The 17,627-nt window shown below is 38.9% G+C and carries 9 protein-coding genes and 1 riboswitch; of the genes, 4 read left to right on the top strand and 5 right to left on the bottom strand.

Annotated features, from left to right (window positions below; all coding sequences use genetic code 11):
- Positions 1 to 12 precede the first annotated feature (12 nt).
- Together MKY15_RS04325 and MKY15_RS04320 are read left to right on the top strand one after the other, a co-directional pair.
- Positions 13 to 924, top strand: a complete 912-nt coding sequence (locus tag MKY15_RS04325; RefSeq protein ID WP_342539114.1) for an aminopeptidase — start codon at positions 13 to 15, stop codon at positions 922 to 924.
- Between the two features lie 1,367 nt (positions 925 to 2,291).
- Positions 2,292 to 5,336, top strand: a complete 3,045-nt coding sequence (locus tag MKY15_RS04320; protein WP_342539113.1) for an ATP-binding protein — start codon at positions 2,292 to 2,294, stop codon at positions 5,334 to 5,336.
- Positions 5,337 to 5,387: 51 nt separating this feature from the next.
- Here MKY15_RS04320 and MKY15_RS04315 read toward each other — a convergent pair whose 3' ends face one another.
- Together MKY15_RS04315 and MKY15_RS04310 are read right to left on the bottom strand one after the other, a co-directional pair.
- Entirely contained in the window at positions 5,388 to 6,548 is a 1,161-nt protein-coding gene (locus MKY15_RS04315) for a response regulator (RefSeq protein WP_342539112.1), read from the bottom strand.
- Positions 6,549 to 6,697: 149 nt separating this feature from the next.
- On the bottom strand, positions 6,698 to 7,828 hold the full coding sequence (locus MKY15_RS04310) for a DUF5050 domain-containing protein (RefSeq protein WP_342539111.1): 1,131 nt from the start codon (positions 7,826 to 7,828) through the stop codon (positions 6,698 to 6,700).
- A gap of 397 nt (positions 7,829 to 8,225) precedes the next feature.
- On the opposite strand from MKY15_RS04310, the gene MKY15_RS04305 reads away from it, so the two are divergent.
- On the top strand, positions 8,226 to 8,843 hold the full coding sequence (locus tag MKY15_RS04305) for a class D sortase (RefSeq protein ID WP_342539110.1): 618 nt from the start codon (positions 8,226 to 8,228) through the stop codon (positions 8,841 to 8,843).
- A 139-nt stretch (positions 8,844 to 8,982) separates the two neighbouring features.
- A complete protein-coding gene (locus MKY15_RS04300; RefSeq protein WP_342539109.1) occupies positions 8,983 to 15,015 on the top strand; it encodes a SpaA isopeptide-forming pilin-related protein in 6,033 nt (2,010 codons plus the stop codon).
- Positions 15,016 to 15,304: 289 nt separating this feature from the next.
- Here the strand turns inward: MKY15_RS04300 and MKY15_RS04295 are convergent, their stop codons facing one another.
- Genes MKY15_RS04295 through MKY15_RS04285 form a run of 3 tightly spaced genes read right to left on the bottom strand, consistent with a single transcriptional unit; the run spans position 15,305 to position 17,342 of the window.
- On the bottom strand, positions 15,305 to 15,433 hold the full coding sequence (locus tag MKY15_RS04295; RefSeq protein ID WP_342539108.1) for a hypothetical protein: 129 nt from the start codon (positions 15,431 to 15,433) through the stop codon (positions 15,305 to 15,307).
- A gap of 56 nt (positions 15,434 to 15,489) precedes the next feature.
- On the bottom strand, positions 15,490 to 16,134 hold the full coding sequence (locus MKY15_RS04290) for a response regulator transcription factor (RefSeq protein WP_342539107.1): 645 nt from the start codon (positions 16,132 to 16,134) through the stop codon (positions 15,490 to 15,492).
- On the bottom strand, positions 16,134 to 17,342 hold the full coding sequence (locus MKY15_RS04285) for an ATP-binding protein (protein ID WP_342539106.1): 1,209 nt from the start codon (positions 17,340 to 17,342) through the stop codon (positions 16,134 to 16,136). Before MKY15_RS04285 ends, MKY15_RS04290 begins: the two co-directional genes overlap by 1 nt.
- Positions 17,343 to 17,394: 52 nt before the next feature.
- A riboswitch (cyclic di-GMP riboswitch) is annotated at positions 17,395 to 17,476 on the bottom strand.
- Positions 17,477 to 17,627 lie beyond the last annotated feature (151 nt).

The raw sequence follows: 17,627 nt of genomic DNA, 5'->3' as shown, positions 1-17,627 counted from the left end.
GGTGGAGAAAAATTGAAAGACTTTCAACAAACGGTCGCAACGTTAATGGTCAATAACTTCTCGGTCGATAAAACCGTCAATATTCTCGTTCTTACGGATGTCAGCACCGAAAAACTAGGCAAGAAGTTCAGTGATGCACTGGAGAAAGACGGATGGCAAGTGAGTTCGCTTATCATGGAAGACAGAACAAAGTCTGGCGAAGAACCACCGGAAGCAGCTGCGAATGAAATGTTAAATTATGAACTAGTCTTTTGTTTGACGAAACATTCACTGACACATACTGTCGCACGAAAAAACGCAAATGCAAAAGGAATTAGTGTCATTACAATGCCAGGCATTACGGAAGATATGTTCCTGAATGGTGCGATGGCTGCCGATTACAGCGTAGTGGAACAAGAAACAAATGAAATGACTGCCAAACTAACAGCTGCGAACAAAGTAACAATTCGCACGGGAGGTCAATATGAATTGGTCATCCCGATCGACGGAAGGAATGGTGTTCCAAGTACGGGGGTATTCCGGGAAAAAGGGGCTTCTGGCAACCTTCCATCAGGGGAAGCTTATATTGCACCAATTGAAGGAGCAGCCGAAGGGACAATCGAAATAAACGGCACGATTTCTACGATAGGATTACTAGAAGAACCAGTCATCCTATCGATTGAAAAAGGTAGGTTAACTACTGCAAGCGGCAAAAATGGTGAAAAGTTGCTAGAAATACTGGGCGAAGGTGACGGACGACTGCTTTGCGAATTTGGTATTGGCACGAACTACGCTGCCCGATTGACGGGCATTATACTGGAAGACGAAAAAGCCTATCATACGATACATGTGGCATTTGGCTCGAATCATACGTTTGGCGGCACCATCAAAACAAATGTGCATATCGACTGTGTAACGAAAGAACCTATTGTTGAGTGGGATTGAGTGGATAATAGCTAATCATACGTGATATAAAAATGAAACAGCTCGGATTCAGTTACTGAATCTGAGCTGTTTTGAATGGAGGTTTTCAAAGGGAGAGGCTGTCAGAATATATAAGACTGTCGCCCGATCATATCCCAGGGCGAGCGATCATATAACACTGCCAACCGATCATATCCCAGGTAGAGCGATCGTATATCCCGTCCAACCGATCATATCCCATGTTGAGCGATCATATAACCCGCTTAACCGATCATATCCCATTTTGAGCGATCATATAACCCGCCCAACCGATCATATCCCATTTTGAACGATCATATAACCCGCCCAACCGATCATATTCCATGTAGACCGATCATATATCCGACTTAACCGATCATATCCCATGTTGAATGATCATATATCCCGCTCAACCGATCATATCCCATATTGAGCGATCATATATCCCGCTCAACCGATCATATCCCATGGCGAGCGATCATATAACCAGCTTAGCCGATCATATCCCATGTTGAACGATCATATAACCCGCCCAACCGATCATATCCCATGTTGAACGATCATATATCCCGTCCAACCGATCATATCCCATGTTGAATGATCATATATCTCGCTCAACCAATCATATCCCATGGCGAGCGATCATATAACCAGCTTAGCCGATCATATCCCATGTTGAACGATCATATAACCCGCCCAACCGATCATATCCCATGTTGAACGATCATATATCCCGTCCAACCGATCATATCCCATGTTGAATGATCATATATCTCGCTCAACCAATCATATCCCATGGCGAGCGATCATATATCCAGCTTAACCGATCTTATCCCATGTTGAATGATCATATATCCCGCCCAGCCGATCATATCCCATGTTGACCGATCGTATATCCCGTCCAACCGATCATATTCCATGTTGAGCGATCGTTTATCCCGTCCAACCGATCATATCCCATGTTGACCGATCATATCTCCCGTCCAACCGATCATATCTCCCGTCCAACCGATCATATCTCATATTGACCGATCATATATCTCGTCCAACCGATCATATCCCATGTTGACCGATCATATATCTCGTCCAACCGATCATATCTCCCGCTCAACCGGTCATATAACATATCATTCTTGCTAGCCGACCCACTGCAAAAAAGGTCTATCTGCTATGATTATCACAGATGATCTAACGCACTCCAAAGAGTTTGCGAATGAAATACCCAGTAGCGTCCAATTGGAGGGAGTCACTATACTATTACTTACACACTGCTATATCTTGCCCTTGTAATCGTGTTCTTCACACATCGAAAACGAGAGAGGTATGACTGTAAGAAGGAATTAGCTTATCAAACAGCGAATCTAACTATCATGAATAAGAAAAAAATGATTATAATAATCGGTTTATTTTTACTTTTACTTACGAGTTTTAGGTTACTTTGGCTCAATCATTATATGACGTCAGATTATCCTTACGCAGAAGGGGGAATCCTTGATCTTCGGGGTGTGGAGTTGCCAGATGATAAAGCAATCACGCTGAACGGTGAATGGGCTTTTTTCGGCAATCAATTAATAGCGCCGGAGAGCTTGACGAAGCAATTCTCTGGCGCTAAGCAACAATGGATTAGAGTTCCTGGAGATTGGGTAGAAACAGTATCTGACGATAGAAATATACCGTATGGATATGGAACCTATCGCCTTCAGATTTTGCTGGATGGACAATCCAAGCTGTACACCATGAGTTTTAAAGAAATTAAATCCAGTGCAACAGTTTTTATCAATGGTGAAAGAGTGGCAGAAATGGGACGCGTGGCTGAAACTGTCGAATCAGCTATTCAGGACTATCGCCCATTCGAAGTATCCATAGATGGCAATCTTAAAGAGATAGACCTGATTATTCAAGTCTCTAATTATAACGTTGGCCATTCAGGTGGAATCGTGAAATCGATTAAATTCGGGAACTCTGCTTCCATGAAAAAAGATCAAATGATGTCATCTTTGATGCAATTTATGTCGGCAACAATACTGTTTCTTCATGGCATTTATGTATTAGTCATCTTTCTTGTATTTGTCAGAAAGAGAGAATTGGTTTTTCTCTCCATTGTATTTTTTTGTGCGACAGTTTCAGTTCTTGCGGATGATGATAAAGTATTACTTTACTTATTTCCATCCATTAGCTCGGGGATGTGGGCGAAAATCCTTTATCTTTCATATGCGAGTAGCGCATTTTTTCTGTTGCAATTTTGCAGGCCAATAATGACGAGACATTCAAATAGTAAAGCTCGAGTATTTAACCTATATAGGGTTTTAAACCTCGTATATTTATTATTTATTGTTAGCGTACTGATAGATTTCAAGATTGTAATTAATCCGTTTTTCTCAGTTATTATGCTTCTTATCCCGATGATTATTCCACTTGTAATATTGAAGAAAGTAGCAGTAAGTGAAGCGGGGATTATCTATCTGCTTCTTGCTACAATCAGCATTGCTTCCAGCGCTATTTGGGGAGACATAAAAAATAAGCTATCTGTTTCATTACCCTACTATCCGATTGACATTATATTGGGTGTCATATTTTTTGCGGTATTCTGGTTTAAACGTTTTTTCCTCGCTACAGAAGAAACTAAGAATCTGGCTGGAAGGTTGCAGAAAGAAATTGAAAGAAAAGACGAATTCCTTGCCAATACATCACACGAATTAAGAAATCCACTTCATGGAATCATTAATATGTCACAAGCAATTTATGACAATGAAAAGGATGATTTGACTGAAGAAAGTAAACAAAACCTACGAATACTGATGACAGTCGGTCGGCGTATGTCGATGATTCTGAATGATCTACTTGATATTACTAAACTAAAAGAAAATGGAATCCGATTGCAAGTTAAAGAAACAGACCTTGCATCCGTCGTATCTAGTGTATTTGATACGCTTGGTTTTATGAAAGAAGGGAAAAGTATTGTATTTGTACAAACGATTCCCGAAACATTTCCGAAGATAGAAGCTGATGAGAATCGCCTATTTCAAATTCTATTCAATTTAGTTCATAATGCGGTCAAGTATATGAATGAGGGAGAAGTCGTAGTGTCTGCGGAATCCCAAAAAGAAATGGCGATTATTCATGTACAGGATAATGGAATTGGTATGGATGAAGAAACGATGAAGTCCATTTTTTTACCATATGAGCAGGCGGATTCTGATATGACAGCGATTGCTGGTGGAATCGGACTTGGACTAAGTATTTGCGAACAGTTAGTCAAACTGCATGGAGGATTATTATCCGTCAAATCGTCTGTAGGGAAAGGTTCTACATTTACTTTTACACTACCAATTTCAGCAAATCAAACGAGTGACCCTCTTGTACGACTAACTGTAGTGGACGTGACTAACGGGAATAAGAGGACAGAGCAGATTATGACTATAGGATTTCCACGTATATTAGTTGTGGATGATGATCCTCTTAACTTGGCGATTGTCGAGCGAATTTTAGTAGCTGAACAGTTGGAAATCATTACATGTACGAGTGGGAAAGAAGCATTGGTTTTATTGGATAAAGGAAAGTGGGATCTTGTTATATCGGACGTAATGATGCCAAGCATGTCTGGGTATCAGCTAGCGCAGAAAATACGGGAACGGTTCACGATTTCAGAACTTCCTATTTTATTATTGACAGCTCGTAGCCAATTAGAGGATATTCAAACTGGTTTTCAATGCGGAGCAAGTGATTATGTTACTAAACCCGTAGAAAAAATTGAATTGGTGTCACGCGTAAAGGCTTTAATCGATTTGAAAACGTCTATTGGCGAACGAGTTCGAATGGAAGCAGCCTGGCTGCAGGCGCAAATCCAGCCTCATTTCTTGTTTAATACATTAAATACGATTGCGGCACTTAGTGAAGTCAACCCACCTAAAATGGTGGAGTTATTGGATAAATTCGGCGATTATTTGCATGCTAGCTTTGCCAGCCATAATCTAAATCCAGTGATCCAATTAGAAAATGAGTTGGAACTTGTGCGTTCGTATCTTTTCATCGAACAAGAACGGTTTGGAGAACGATTGAATGTAGAATGGGAGGTAGAAAAGATACCAGCTATTGGAATTCCTCCACTTTCAATTCAAACAATCGTAGAAAACGCCATTCAACATGGCGTATTAAAACGTCCAGAAGGTGGAACTGTTCGAATCCAGGTTATAGAACAGCCGGAATTAGTCGAAATTACAATTCTAGACGATGGGGTAGGAATACCAGAAGGGAAATTGAAAAATTTACTGACCCATCAGATAGAAGGACATCGGGGAATCGGCTTGCTTAATACCGATAAACGACTTAAACAGCAATACGGAAGTGGAATTGACATAACAAGTGTACCCGATGTGGGGACCACCGTTAGATTTATCGTACCAAAAGAAGAATAGTAAGGAGAAAACGCCGCTGTCCATGGTACGACAGCGGCGTTTTCTCCTTAACTAATTTGTAACTAGAATCGATTCGTAGAGTTCTGTTGTTGCACGACCTGGCGAAATACCGAGATCCTCCTGTAACTGGTTTTTGAACTCATGATAGACATTAACGGCATCACCGCGGTTACTAACGGTAATGTAGTAGCGCATAAGTTGCTGTAAAGCATGTTCCGAGTAAGGATTATAGGTGAGTAGAATTTGTAAATAGTGCTGTTTTTTATCCAATTTTTCATTGTCGGTATAGTAATCAATCATTTTTTGCAGAAGCCACAACAGTTCTTGGCGAATATTTTGATTTTTGACTGCAGCCCATTTATATCCGTTTTTACCCATATAATCACCGCTGTATTGCTGAACGACATGCTCGAATAGCTGTATAGTATTATGATTTACAGAAGTATACATAGCTATTGTCTGTTCTAATTCAATTGCATCGCATTGAAAGTCATAAAGTTCTAAAGTATAGTTTTGATTGGAAAAAGTTAAAGAACCCGAATAACCCATAGAATCTAACGTTTTTCGCAAATGTGAAATAGACGTATGGAGTAGAATCTTAGCCTTTTGATATTCGGTGTCTGGCCAAAGTAAATCGATAAGGAAGTCTCTATTTACATAAGTGTTAATATTCGTGACGAGGAAAGCAAAAAGTTCTTTTACTTTTGCCGTTTTCCATTTTACTGGTTCATTATGACTGAAGACAGCAAACTCATCAAAACAGACAACTCTTAGTTTTGAGGAGATATCCTGTTCAGTGGAAGATGAGTTATCATTTACTCGCAGTTGTTCTTGTATGCGGGTTACAGTTTTTTCAAGACGTTCTTTCATAATTGGCTTTAATAAATAATCAATCGAATTCAATTCAAAAGCTTGAACAGCATAATCTCGATGGGCTGTAACGAAAACAATGTAAACATCTTTGAATTGCTCTTGAATTAGTTCAGCTAAATCCAATCCGCTAAAACCGGGCATTTCAATATCCAAAAATGCCACTTGAAAATTAAGATGTTTCATTTTTTTTAAGAAATTACCTACATTTAAAAAGGTCTTAACAACTTCGACAGTACCCAATTCACTTAGCTTGATTTCCATATGTTTCAAAGCCAATGGTTCATCGTCAACTACAATCGCGCGTATGATGAAATTACCTCCTTTCAGTGTAGGAAACACTTCATTCTATTAACTCAAGATTATCATAGTTTTGGAATATATAACAAATCTATATCTTCAATGCTATGCCAGTACGAATAAGCATTCTAGTCAAACTAAAAAGATACCATAAAAAAACTCCTAATCGGTTTTAGCCGATTAGGAGTTTTTTATTTTATCGTCAATTTAAGAACTTTTTTAGTTTTGGAATCAGTATAGTGAAGCTGATTGTTCACTGCGACAAGATTGATTGAATGGATGGAATTTAGTTGTTGAGGTTTGGATCCATCGATTTTCATCTTATACAAGAATCCACCTTTCGAATAATTACTGAAATAAATCCAGTCATCGATAATGGCGAAATAAGGAGCCTTTACATTGTTAACTTTTTGCTTAGATTTTCCGTCTTTCTTAACTCGATATAATGTATCCTTGTCCGAAATACTGCTGTAGTAATAGTGTCCTTTGAATTCGATCATCGAGCCAAAGTCGTTCAAGAAACTGTACGTTTTACTCTTGGCAATTGGCCAATCCGCTTCGTTCCATTTATGGTCTTTTCGCAGTTGATCGGCAGAGGCTAGGAAGTATTTATAACTAATAGCACCTTTTACATTCGGAACGGGGTCGTCCCAGGTAATGTCCATGAAGTAATACTGACCGTTTAGATTGACTAAGTTCCATGAATGCTGACCGCCATTACCATATCCGTCAACATAGTAATTTTCAATACCAAGACGATCAAGTAGGAGTTGAGCAGCTTTCGTATATCCATCACAAACGGCCACACCTTTTATAAGTGCACCATAAGCTGTATTGGAATCAGAAGGGATGTTGTTATTTTGAAAGTTCTTGTGATCATAAGCAACATTCAATACTAAATAATCATGAATGGCTTTTACTTTATCGAAATTTGTGAAGCCGGGCTTGATAATTTGGGCAAGCACCTTGTCAACCTCTTTTGAAAGAGCAGCTTTGTTCTTTTTTATTGTGCTAATAGGGAGTGAGTACGCAAACTCAATGTCACCATTTGACCATGACATCGCCGAATCAAAATAAAGAATTTCAGGATTTTCACGTACTACTTTTTGAATAAGGGCGTCAACTTGTGTATATGAAACTTCTGCGCTATCAAATTGCCCAGTACGTTCATTTTTTAACAGAGAGGAACGGATTGAGTTGTATGAGTCCGCTGCTACTGTCGTTTTAAATCCAGGATTTTCATTGCTAGCAGCTAGTGTATGGGTCGAGTAACTAGCAAATGACAGTGCGAAAAATAAGAGTGTGAAAAATATTTTTTTCAATAGAATTCCTCCAAATTAAAGTGCGTCATTTTAACTATGATTATTGCCTTTAACTCTCTTAATTTAATTATTTGATTAGGACTTTAGTTTACTAACTGTAATTAATAATAGTATACCATAATGCCTGAGTGTGAGATTGGTAAAGTGTTGTTAGCGTATCAATAATTAATGTTACGAATCTGTACAACGTCTAGAGAAGACTAAACAGAAATCCTCAAATTCAGGCGTACTCATTACTAAAAGACGTTGGCTATTAATTGTTTAAGAGAAGTGTAAGAGGTTGTAAAGCGTTCTATAAGAGGGATTCCATATGATAAATTAAGAAACGTTTGCCAAGGGGCTGCGAAAAGTCTTAGCGTACGTTCACTTTTTATGTCCAAGTAAGGAGCGAATAGGATTGCGGAAAATTGTAGGCATTCTATTGATGGTCATTGGCTTAGCGGTTGTATTTTATCCGCAACTTGAAAAACAGCACTATGATCATGGTCAGCAGCAGCTGGTAAGGAGTTTTGAACAATTAGGCAATACGGAACAAATTGAGCAGGCCTCCAATCAATATGAAGATACACTCGCGGTGCAGAAATACAATCAACCAACTGGTGAGAAATCCAAATTATTGGAAGGAGCCCGCGGAATTATTAATATTAACAAAATTGACCTTGAAATGATTATCTTTGATGGGACAACTCCCGAAACGCTCAGTAAAGGCATCGGCATGATCGAGCCTGAAAAAGAATTGGGCGTCCACAACATTGGTTTAGCTGGACACAGAGCAGTAGCGAAAGGGAAACAATTCAATCGTATGAATGAATTAAGGATAAATGATGAAATTCAAGTGACTACACAAGAAGGTACATATGAATTTGTCATAGTAGACTCATTTATCGTCCATCAATCGGATGTGTCCGTGCTCGACGATCAAGAAGGACCACTTCTCACGTTGGTAACTTGCACACCGCTTGGAGCAATTAATCCGCCGAACCGATTGATTGTTCAGGCGGTACTAAAGAAGTAGTAGTTTCAAAAATCATAAATTAATATTTATAGAAATTGATATAAATATATTTATTATGAAAAGGGGAATTGGGTATGAAATTTCGAAATGCCTATTATTGGGCGGACAAGTCGAATAACAAACAGATAGGGGGGATAGCGTGAAGAAGTTAAATATATTTGCCTTGATGTTACTGCTGATTGGTCAAGCTATTTTGGGACCATTGGCTTCCGCAAGTGCAAACGAATTCAGTGAAACTGAACTGAATGAGGATAATCAGATAGTTCAAGTTGAAGCTGCCCAGGAAGATGTTGGGGGAATAGAACCAGAGATAGAACCAGATGAACCAGTAACAGAACCAGAAGTAACTCCTGGTGAAGATGAAGAAGGTGCCGAAAACGAATCTCCAGAACTACCAGAAAATGTAGTGCCGGAAAATGAAGTACCAGAAGATGAATTGGGATGTGAAGAAATTGCCGAATCCCCAGAATGTGAGAAGCCAATAGAATGCGATGAAACCGATGAACTATTGGAATGTGAGGACTTGGAAAAACTACCAGTAGTAGAAGGAAGCAAAGCGGCAACGGAAATAGTAGATAATATTTTAACCGGTTTCAAATTAGCATATGAAGATAAGGATGGAAATCCAATTGCAAACCCAGGATTCGACTCACTAATTTCGGTCGATTATGCATGGGCACTTGAAGATGGTCATGGCTATAATGCCGGATCTACATTTACATTCAATCTCCCAAAAGAGCTAGAAGTTTATAACATTGTTAATAATGAAGAAATGAAATCTAATGGTGAAACAGTGGGGTATTTCAGTATTACACTCGATGGGGTAGTCACTGTAACGTTCACGGACTTCATCGAGAAAAATTCAAATATCAGTGGCACTATTCAAGTTTGGACAGAATTAAGTGAAGACATTATCGTTACAGAAGAAGGAACGATAACAATCACGCCTATAGAAGGTGGAGCTTCAATAACGATCCCTCTAACCTTTGAACCGGGTGGGCCTGCTGTTGAAAAAAGTGGGTTACCTAACAAAATCTATAATTCTGAAACAATTGAATGGACAGTCGATTTCAATAAAAATCTGAAAAAAATTAATAATGCAATCCTTAGCGACCCAATGCAGGCCGGTCAAGCATTTCAAGCAGATTCTTTGAAGCTGTACCATCTCAAGGTTCAATTGAATGGTTCCGTAAGTCTTGGAGAAGAAATGGATCCGAGTAAGTATACGGTCGGAACAACAGCAGATGGTAAAGATTTTATAATTGATTTTAATGGAGACATTAGCACTGCATATCGAGCCGTGTATACGACAACGATTACAGATCAAGATCAAGCAGTTTTTTCAAACACAGCAACGTTGTTATCGGATGGCAGTGATGTTGGAGAAGCAACTGCAACTGTTAGTGTTAAGCGAGGCCAGCCGTTAGAAAAACGGTCAAGTCACTATGATGTTAAGACTCAAACAATCACATGGGAAATTAAATACAACTACAACGAAAAGGACATTGCCCAAGCGGATGCATTGTTGAAAGACTTCTTCAATGATAGTCAGGAGCTTATAGACGATTCTTTTATCATACAGAAAGTAACAATCAATGAAAGCGGCGGCGAAGCTGGAGTTGAAGAGTTTACAAATTATACTGTTACTCCAAAATTTGAAGACAATAAAAACGGATTCGAGTTTCAGTTCAATGAAAATATCAATTCAGCTTATAAAATTATCTATAAAACAAAAGCAACTGACCGTGTGTTTGAAGGGGATAAAATCACCAATACGGTCACTACTGGTGACCTGTCGAAAGGTGCAGACAGGGATATTAACCAACAAATCTTGTTTAAATCTCATGGAACACCCAATTACAAAGACAAAAGAATTGAATGGACAATCACCTTTAACAACGACAGTCATGAAATGAAAAATGTGAAATTAACGGATATCTTTACAAATAAAGGCCTTACATTGGATCCGGAGAGCATTATTATTACGAGCGATGTAGGAACATTAACAAGCGGTACAGATTATGAACTCACAAAAAACGAACAAGATGAGTTTGTCATTGAGTTTAAAAACACGATAACGAAACCACATACCATCAAATATACAACAGCTTTTGATTATGAACAGCGAGCAGATAAAAGTAAGAATTATTTACAAAACAAAGTAACGCTTCATTGGAAAGACAAAGATGGCAAAGAGCAAACAAAAGAAGCGGAGTCTAAATTTACTCCAGACGGTTATACACAGTCCAACGGTTTTAAAAATGGTTCATACAATGCCGTGACGCAAGAAATCACTTGGAATGTGGGTGTGAACTATAACCTTAAAACTCTTTCGAATGCTTCTGTGGAGGACTTCATTCTTGGGAATCAAAAACTATTAAAAGATTCGATTGAAGTTCATGAAATGACTCTTACAGGTGGGGCGAATGGAACGGAAGTTAAAGAATTAATTCAGGGATTGGATTATTCAATTAGTTGGATCGAAAAAGATGGAAATCCAGGCTTTCTAGTTGAATTTAAGAAGGGAATAACTAAGCCGTACATGATTACGTATAAAACAAGCTTGAAAGATTTAAATTTCGTCGAAGCCAAATACGATAACACAGCAACCGTTAAGAATGGCTCGGATAAAGAAACAGATCTTACAGCATCCGTTTCAATTCCACACGGTGGAAAATACACAGCTAAATCCGGTTTGCAAAATGGGAAAATCATTGATTGGAAAGTCGACATTAACTTTGCCCAATCGAAAGTTTCGAATGCGAAAGTTACCGATATGCCAAGCACTGACCAAGCGGTTTTAGAGGATTCAATACGGTTATATGCTGCGAAAACAGATTCAGCTGGCGCAATAACTAAAGGTGCAGAATTAACAAAAGGCACAGACTATAAAATCGATTTCAATGAAAGTCACGAACCTTATGCATTCGAACTTTCATTTGTAAATGAAATTAGTGAACCGTATATTTTGGAATATCAATCATTTATTCTAAAAGCACCAGCAAGTATTACAAATAAAGTTTCATTTACTGGTGAGCATGTTGCTTCTGAAAATGAGGAAACGACCAGCACAATCGAAGTGAGAAAAACTTCGGGTATGGGAGATGGCTCAGGTGAATTAGGACGCCTACAACTAACGAAAACAGATGCTGTAACTGGCGAACTACTTGACGGTGCTACATTCATATTGAAAGACAAAGATAGTGGAATAACTATTAAAACAGGAGTTACTGATGAAAATGGAGTCGTCACATTCGACAGGTTACTCTGGGGTGAGTACCTCTTGATAGAGACTGAAGCTCCAGAAGGATATCTTGAAAATGAAGAAGTGATGCCAATTACAATTAATAAGGCATACGTCGATGGAGATGCAGAAAAAGTAGGGAACCATGAACTTGTTACGAACAAAAAGATTGTGCGAGCTGTTCAATTAGAGAAAGTAGATAGCGAGGACCATAATAAGAAGTTAAAGGGAGCCAACTTTATGCTGGAACGAAAAGATGGTGATCAGTATAAAACAGTTGGACTTAAGACGACGAATGATGATGGGATAATTCATGTGGAAAATCTTGAAGCAGGAGAGTATCAATTCGTCGAGATTATCGCTCCAGCAGGTTATCTAGTAGATGATACGCCAATCCAATTTACAATCGGAGAAAACCAACTTGAAGTTCTGAAAGTTGGACCGGTAACGAATAAGATTATTAAAGGGGCAGTCGAACTTAAGAAGGTCGACAAAGAAAATACGGAAATCACGCTTGAAAATGCAGTATTTGAGTTGCAAGATGCAACTGGAAAAGTGCTTGAACAAGGTTTGACAACAGATAGCGACGGAAAAATCATTAAAAATGGTTTAAATCCAGGCAGCTATCAGTTTGTTGAAACGAAAGCGCCATTCGGTTATAAGCTAGATCAGACACCAGTTCCATTCAAGATTGTACAGTCTCAAAATACGATTCTTGAATTGACGGCAACGAATGTAATGATTTTAGGATCCGTAGTCCTCACAAAAATTGACGAGGACAATTCCGAAACAACATTGGAAGGCGCAATCTTTGAATTACAAGATGCAACAGGTAAGAAAATTCAAGGTGGAATTTCAACGGATCAAGACGGTAAAATCACTGTCCCTAACTTAAAACCAGGAGCTTATCAGTTCGTAGAAACGAAAGCACCTGCGTACTATCAACTCAATCCAAAACCGATTGTCTTCAATATTGAAATTGGAGCAACTTCAATTACAACATCAGTCGAAGCACCAAATAAATTGGTAACTGGTTCAGTTGAATTATCGAAAGTCGATAAAGATAATGCTGAATTGGTAATAGAAGGTGCAGAATTTGCACTGCAAGATACTGATGGGAAAGTACTTCAATCGGCATTGAAAACTGACAAAAATGGCAAGTTGCTTGTTACTGACTTGAAACCGGGTAGCTACCAATTCGTAGAAACGAAAGCACCATTCGGTTATGTGTTAGATGAAACACCAATTTTGTTTACAATTGAAAAAAGTAAAACAACAGCTGATGTCAAAGTGGTGACAGTCAAAGCAGAAAATGAATTGACGACGGGCTCTGTAGAGTTAACGAAGGTCGACAATGAAGACCCGACAAACACATTGTCAGGTGCAGAATTTAAATTGCTAGATATAGAAGGTAAAGTACTAGAAGAAGGCTTACTAACGAATGAAGTAGGTAAAATCGTTGTAGACAACTTGAAACCTGGTAAGTATCAGTTTGTCGAAACAAAAGCACCTTTTGGCTACGACTTAGACCCAACTCCAGTTGAGTTTACGATTGACAAAGGTCAATCTGAAGTGCTCCAGATTTCAACAGACAATAATTTGACGCGTGGCTCTGTTGAACTCGTTAAAGTGAACAGCGATAACAATGCAGTCACTCTAGCGGGTGCAGAGTTTAAATTGCTAGACGAAAAAGGTGAAATGCTCCAAGAAAACCTACCAACGAATGCTGATGGGAAATTGGTTGTAAATGAATTAAAACCAGGAAAGTATCAGTTCGTGGAGACGAAGGCGCCTTTTGGCTATGAATTAGACGATACACCAATTAATTTCACGATTGACAAAGGTCAAACTGAAACGCGTGGATTGGAAATTCCGAATACGATCATTAAAGGCTCAGTTGAATTAACGAAATACGATAAAGACAATAATGGTGCAATTTTAGCAGATGTTGAATTTGAGTTGCAAGATGAAAAAGGTAACGCGATTCAAGTAGGATTGGTAACGGATGAAACTGGTAAAATTGTTGTAGACGAATTAAAACCAGGTAACTATCAGTTTGTAGAAACGAAAACACTATTTGGTTATGATCTGAATGCAACTCCAATCAAATTTACAATTGTCCTAGGACCAACTGCTGTAGAAACAGTAGAAGCCTATAACGAATTATCAACAGGCTCAGTTGAACTTACAAAGCGTCCCGAACATAATGGGAATGGAACACTTACAGGTGCAGTCTTTAAACTGCTAGATGCAGAAGGCAACACGTTGAAAGAAGATTTAACGACAGATAAAGATGGTAAACTAGTTGTAGATAATTTAAAACCGGGTAACTACCAGTTTATCGAGACAAAAGCTCCAACTAATTATATTCTAGATACTACACCAGTAAAATTTGAAATTATTAAAGGTCAGACAGTTACGGTACAGGTAATTAAAACAAATAAATATAATCCGTATTATCCACCGGTCGACCCAGGCAAACCGAGCGACCCAGGCAAACCGAGCGAACCAGGCAAACCGAGCGAACCAGGCAAACCAAGTGAACCAGGCAAACCAAGTGAACCAGGCAAACCAAGTGAACCAGGCAAACCAAGTGAACCGGGCAAACCAAGTGAACCGGGCAAACCAAGTGAACCAGGCAATCCAGTTGAACCAAGCGAACCGGTTGAACAAGAGAATCCGGGCGTACCGGGTAACCCAAGCAATCCAAGCAATCCAAGTAACCCAAGTAACCCGAGCAATCCAAACAATCCAAGTAATCCGAGTAACCTAAGTAATCCCGATTTAGTGACTCCAAGTAAAAAATTACCTCAAACGGGTGAAGCATTCCCAATCGGTTCAATGGCGACCGGTTTTGGAATAATTCTACTTGGAGCTTGGATGTTCTTTAGACGAAAAAAATCTCGCAAAACGCAAAGTGAGATTTAACAATAAGATAGCCCTATGCAAAACCAGTTCGCTTTAAAGGGACTGGTTTTGTTTTTTTTGTTGAATTTTAGAAGGACAAAGAGCTTTATATAGGAGAATTATTCCGCATGACAACATTTAGAATACCCGAAGTGCGAATGCCCATTCGAATCCGTCGGCCGACCAATCATATATCCCGCCACCCAATCATAACCGCCGGGTTGCCGATCATATATCCCGCGACCCAATCATAATCGCGGGGTTGCCGATCATATAACCCGTCACCCAATCATAACCGCCACGCAGCCGATCATATATCCGGCCATCCAATCATAACTGCCGGCCTGCCGATCATATATCCCGCCACCCGATCATAAACTGTCGCCCACCCGAGCATATAGTATTTCAACTGATCGTATCTTTCCACCACTCTATCCAACAGAAAAACTCCCACGAGGTTACTAATCGTGGGAGTTTTTAGCGCTAAACATACATTCAATTCACACTATACGCCACCAAGCCCTTAGCATTGGCATACAATGCCGCGTTTGTTCGATCGGCAAGATTTAACTTTGCTAATACCTGACTGACATGTTTTTTTACAGTAAACTCTGTAATATATAAAGCCTGTGAAATTTGTTTATTTGAATGGCCCATCCCGAGTTCGAGTAAGATCTCCTTTTCCTTCGGTGTTAGCTGTTCGATATGCCTATCATTTTCAAAAGGGCTTTCCTTCGATTTTATCACCAAATCAAACACCCCTGGATCATAATACTTTCTACCTCTGCCGATAACTCCGAGGGCATGGATCAGTTCTTCAGGTAATGCCTCTTTTAATATATAGCCATCGACTCCTATTTCTTTTGCCTGTTTAAAGTCGTGCTCTTCCGTCGATGAAGTTAGCACAACAAATTTACAGGTTATTCCTTGTTGTTTCGCTTCTGTAATTAATTCCAAACCGGATTCATTAGCTAAGCGAAGATCCACTATAGCCAAATCAGGTATAGTGTCATGGAATAGAGTTAGCGCGTCCTTTCTATTTGCTGCTTCACCTAGGATTTCAATTGCTCCATCTATAGTAAGGATAGATGTTAATCCTTTTCTTACTAATGGATGATCATCGACAATAACAATTTGCATTAGCCAATCACCTGGACCTTCTCAAGTATTTTTGCGGTTGGAATTTCGATTTGTATTTCTGTCCCTATCCCGTGTAATCCATTTATCAAAAACGATCCTGCAAAAGTACTTACAAGACGTCTAATATTGAAAAGACCGATTCCTTTTTCCTGCTGGCCTTCGGAAATGTGCGAATTAATTCCGATTCCATTATCATGAATTTCCAATACAGTTTTCTCGTCCAGTATAGATAATCTGAGTTCAATAGCCGTGCACTGGCCATGGCGAACGGCATTTCCGCAAGCTTCACAAATAATTCTATAGATTGCTTGTTTTAGTTCGCTTGATAGTAAAGCTTCATCACCCGTTATCTGATAATCAATTCGTATATCACTTAACCGTGCATACTCGTCCAAATAATTCTTCAGCTGGACTAGAAAAGGCTTTTCACCATTCTTCGTCGAGTTGAGACCGTAAATAGCCAACCGTAGTTCCTTTAGTGTAGTGTTGGCAGATTGTGAAAGAAATTGATATTCATCATTCAACTCAGTACTTGTCATGCCTTTACTTTTTGTTTGTAAACTGTGCAGAGAATATACAATACCGACCAATCTTTGTGAAACACTGTCGTGAATTTCATTGGAGATACGATTCTGCTCCTTAATTACAATCATTTGCTCCTTCATTGAATCTGTATGAATTCTTTCGAGCATTATTTCACTAAGTTCGGCTAAAAACTCAAATGGGCGATTAAAGAGCAATGTTTCTCTAGACTCACTTGAACCGGAAATCTTAACTCCAATCACACCGGTAGTAGTGGAGGTTCTAATTACTTTCATACCGTACCAATCCTCGTTAATCTTACTGACAAACAGTTCTTTCTCCAGGCGTATAGTATTCCATTGTTTTCTTAGGCTAGTTTCAATGTGGGGATTACTCGTAGAAGATGTTAGGTAGCTATTTTGATGATTTACGTCGGTCAACCAAAAGAATGCTTCTCCACTATGTGTAAGCTTGATGATAGCTGCCATTATTTCATTCATTATAATTTGAGGGCTTGAATTATCCATTAGGTGGTACAGCGATATACCGTGCTTCAATGTATCTAGATAGGTATCATTCGTTTCGATTGGTTTATTAGTAGCGCATGCTTGTACCAAATCCAAAGCAGAAGCTTTCTGAGTGTATCCTTCTAATATATCAGCTAGAATCTTTCTGATTTTTGTCACACCCTCTCATTTCATAATAAAAACCCAATCAACTTGAACATAATGTCCAAGTGTAATTAGGTCGGTTGCACCAATAACTCCATACATCCAAGGTGCCCATATAGAGGATGTATTTCACAGTTTCCGTAAATTATATTCTTTTATATAGTTCAGTATAACCAAATTACATTGAATATGACGTCATCTCCTGCGGTTGAAGAGGTTCTTTTTTTTTGTTATTAACTTGTATTTTAGCGAATTAAGACTTTTCAGTTACTTGTTACCTATCAGTAAATCAATATTAAA

The sequence above is a fragment of the Sporosarcina sp. FSL K6-1540 genome, assembly GCF_038620285.1.
Taxonomy (GTDB): Bacteria; Bacillota; Bacilli; order Bacillales_A; family Planococcaceae; genus Sporosarcina; species Sporosarcina psychrophila.
This window is presented reverse-complemented; position numbering and strand designations above follow the sequence as displayed.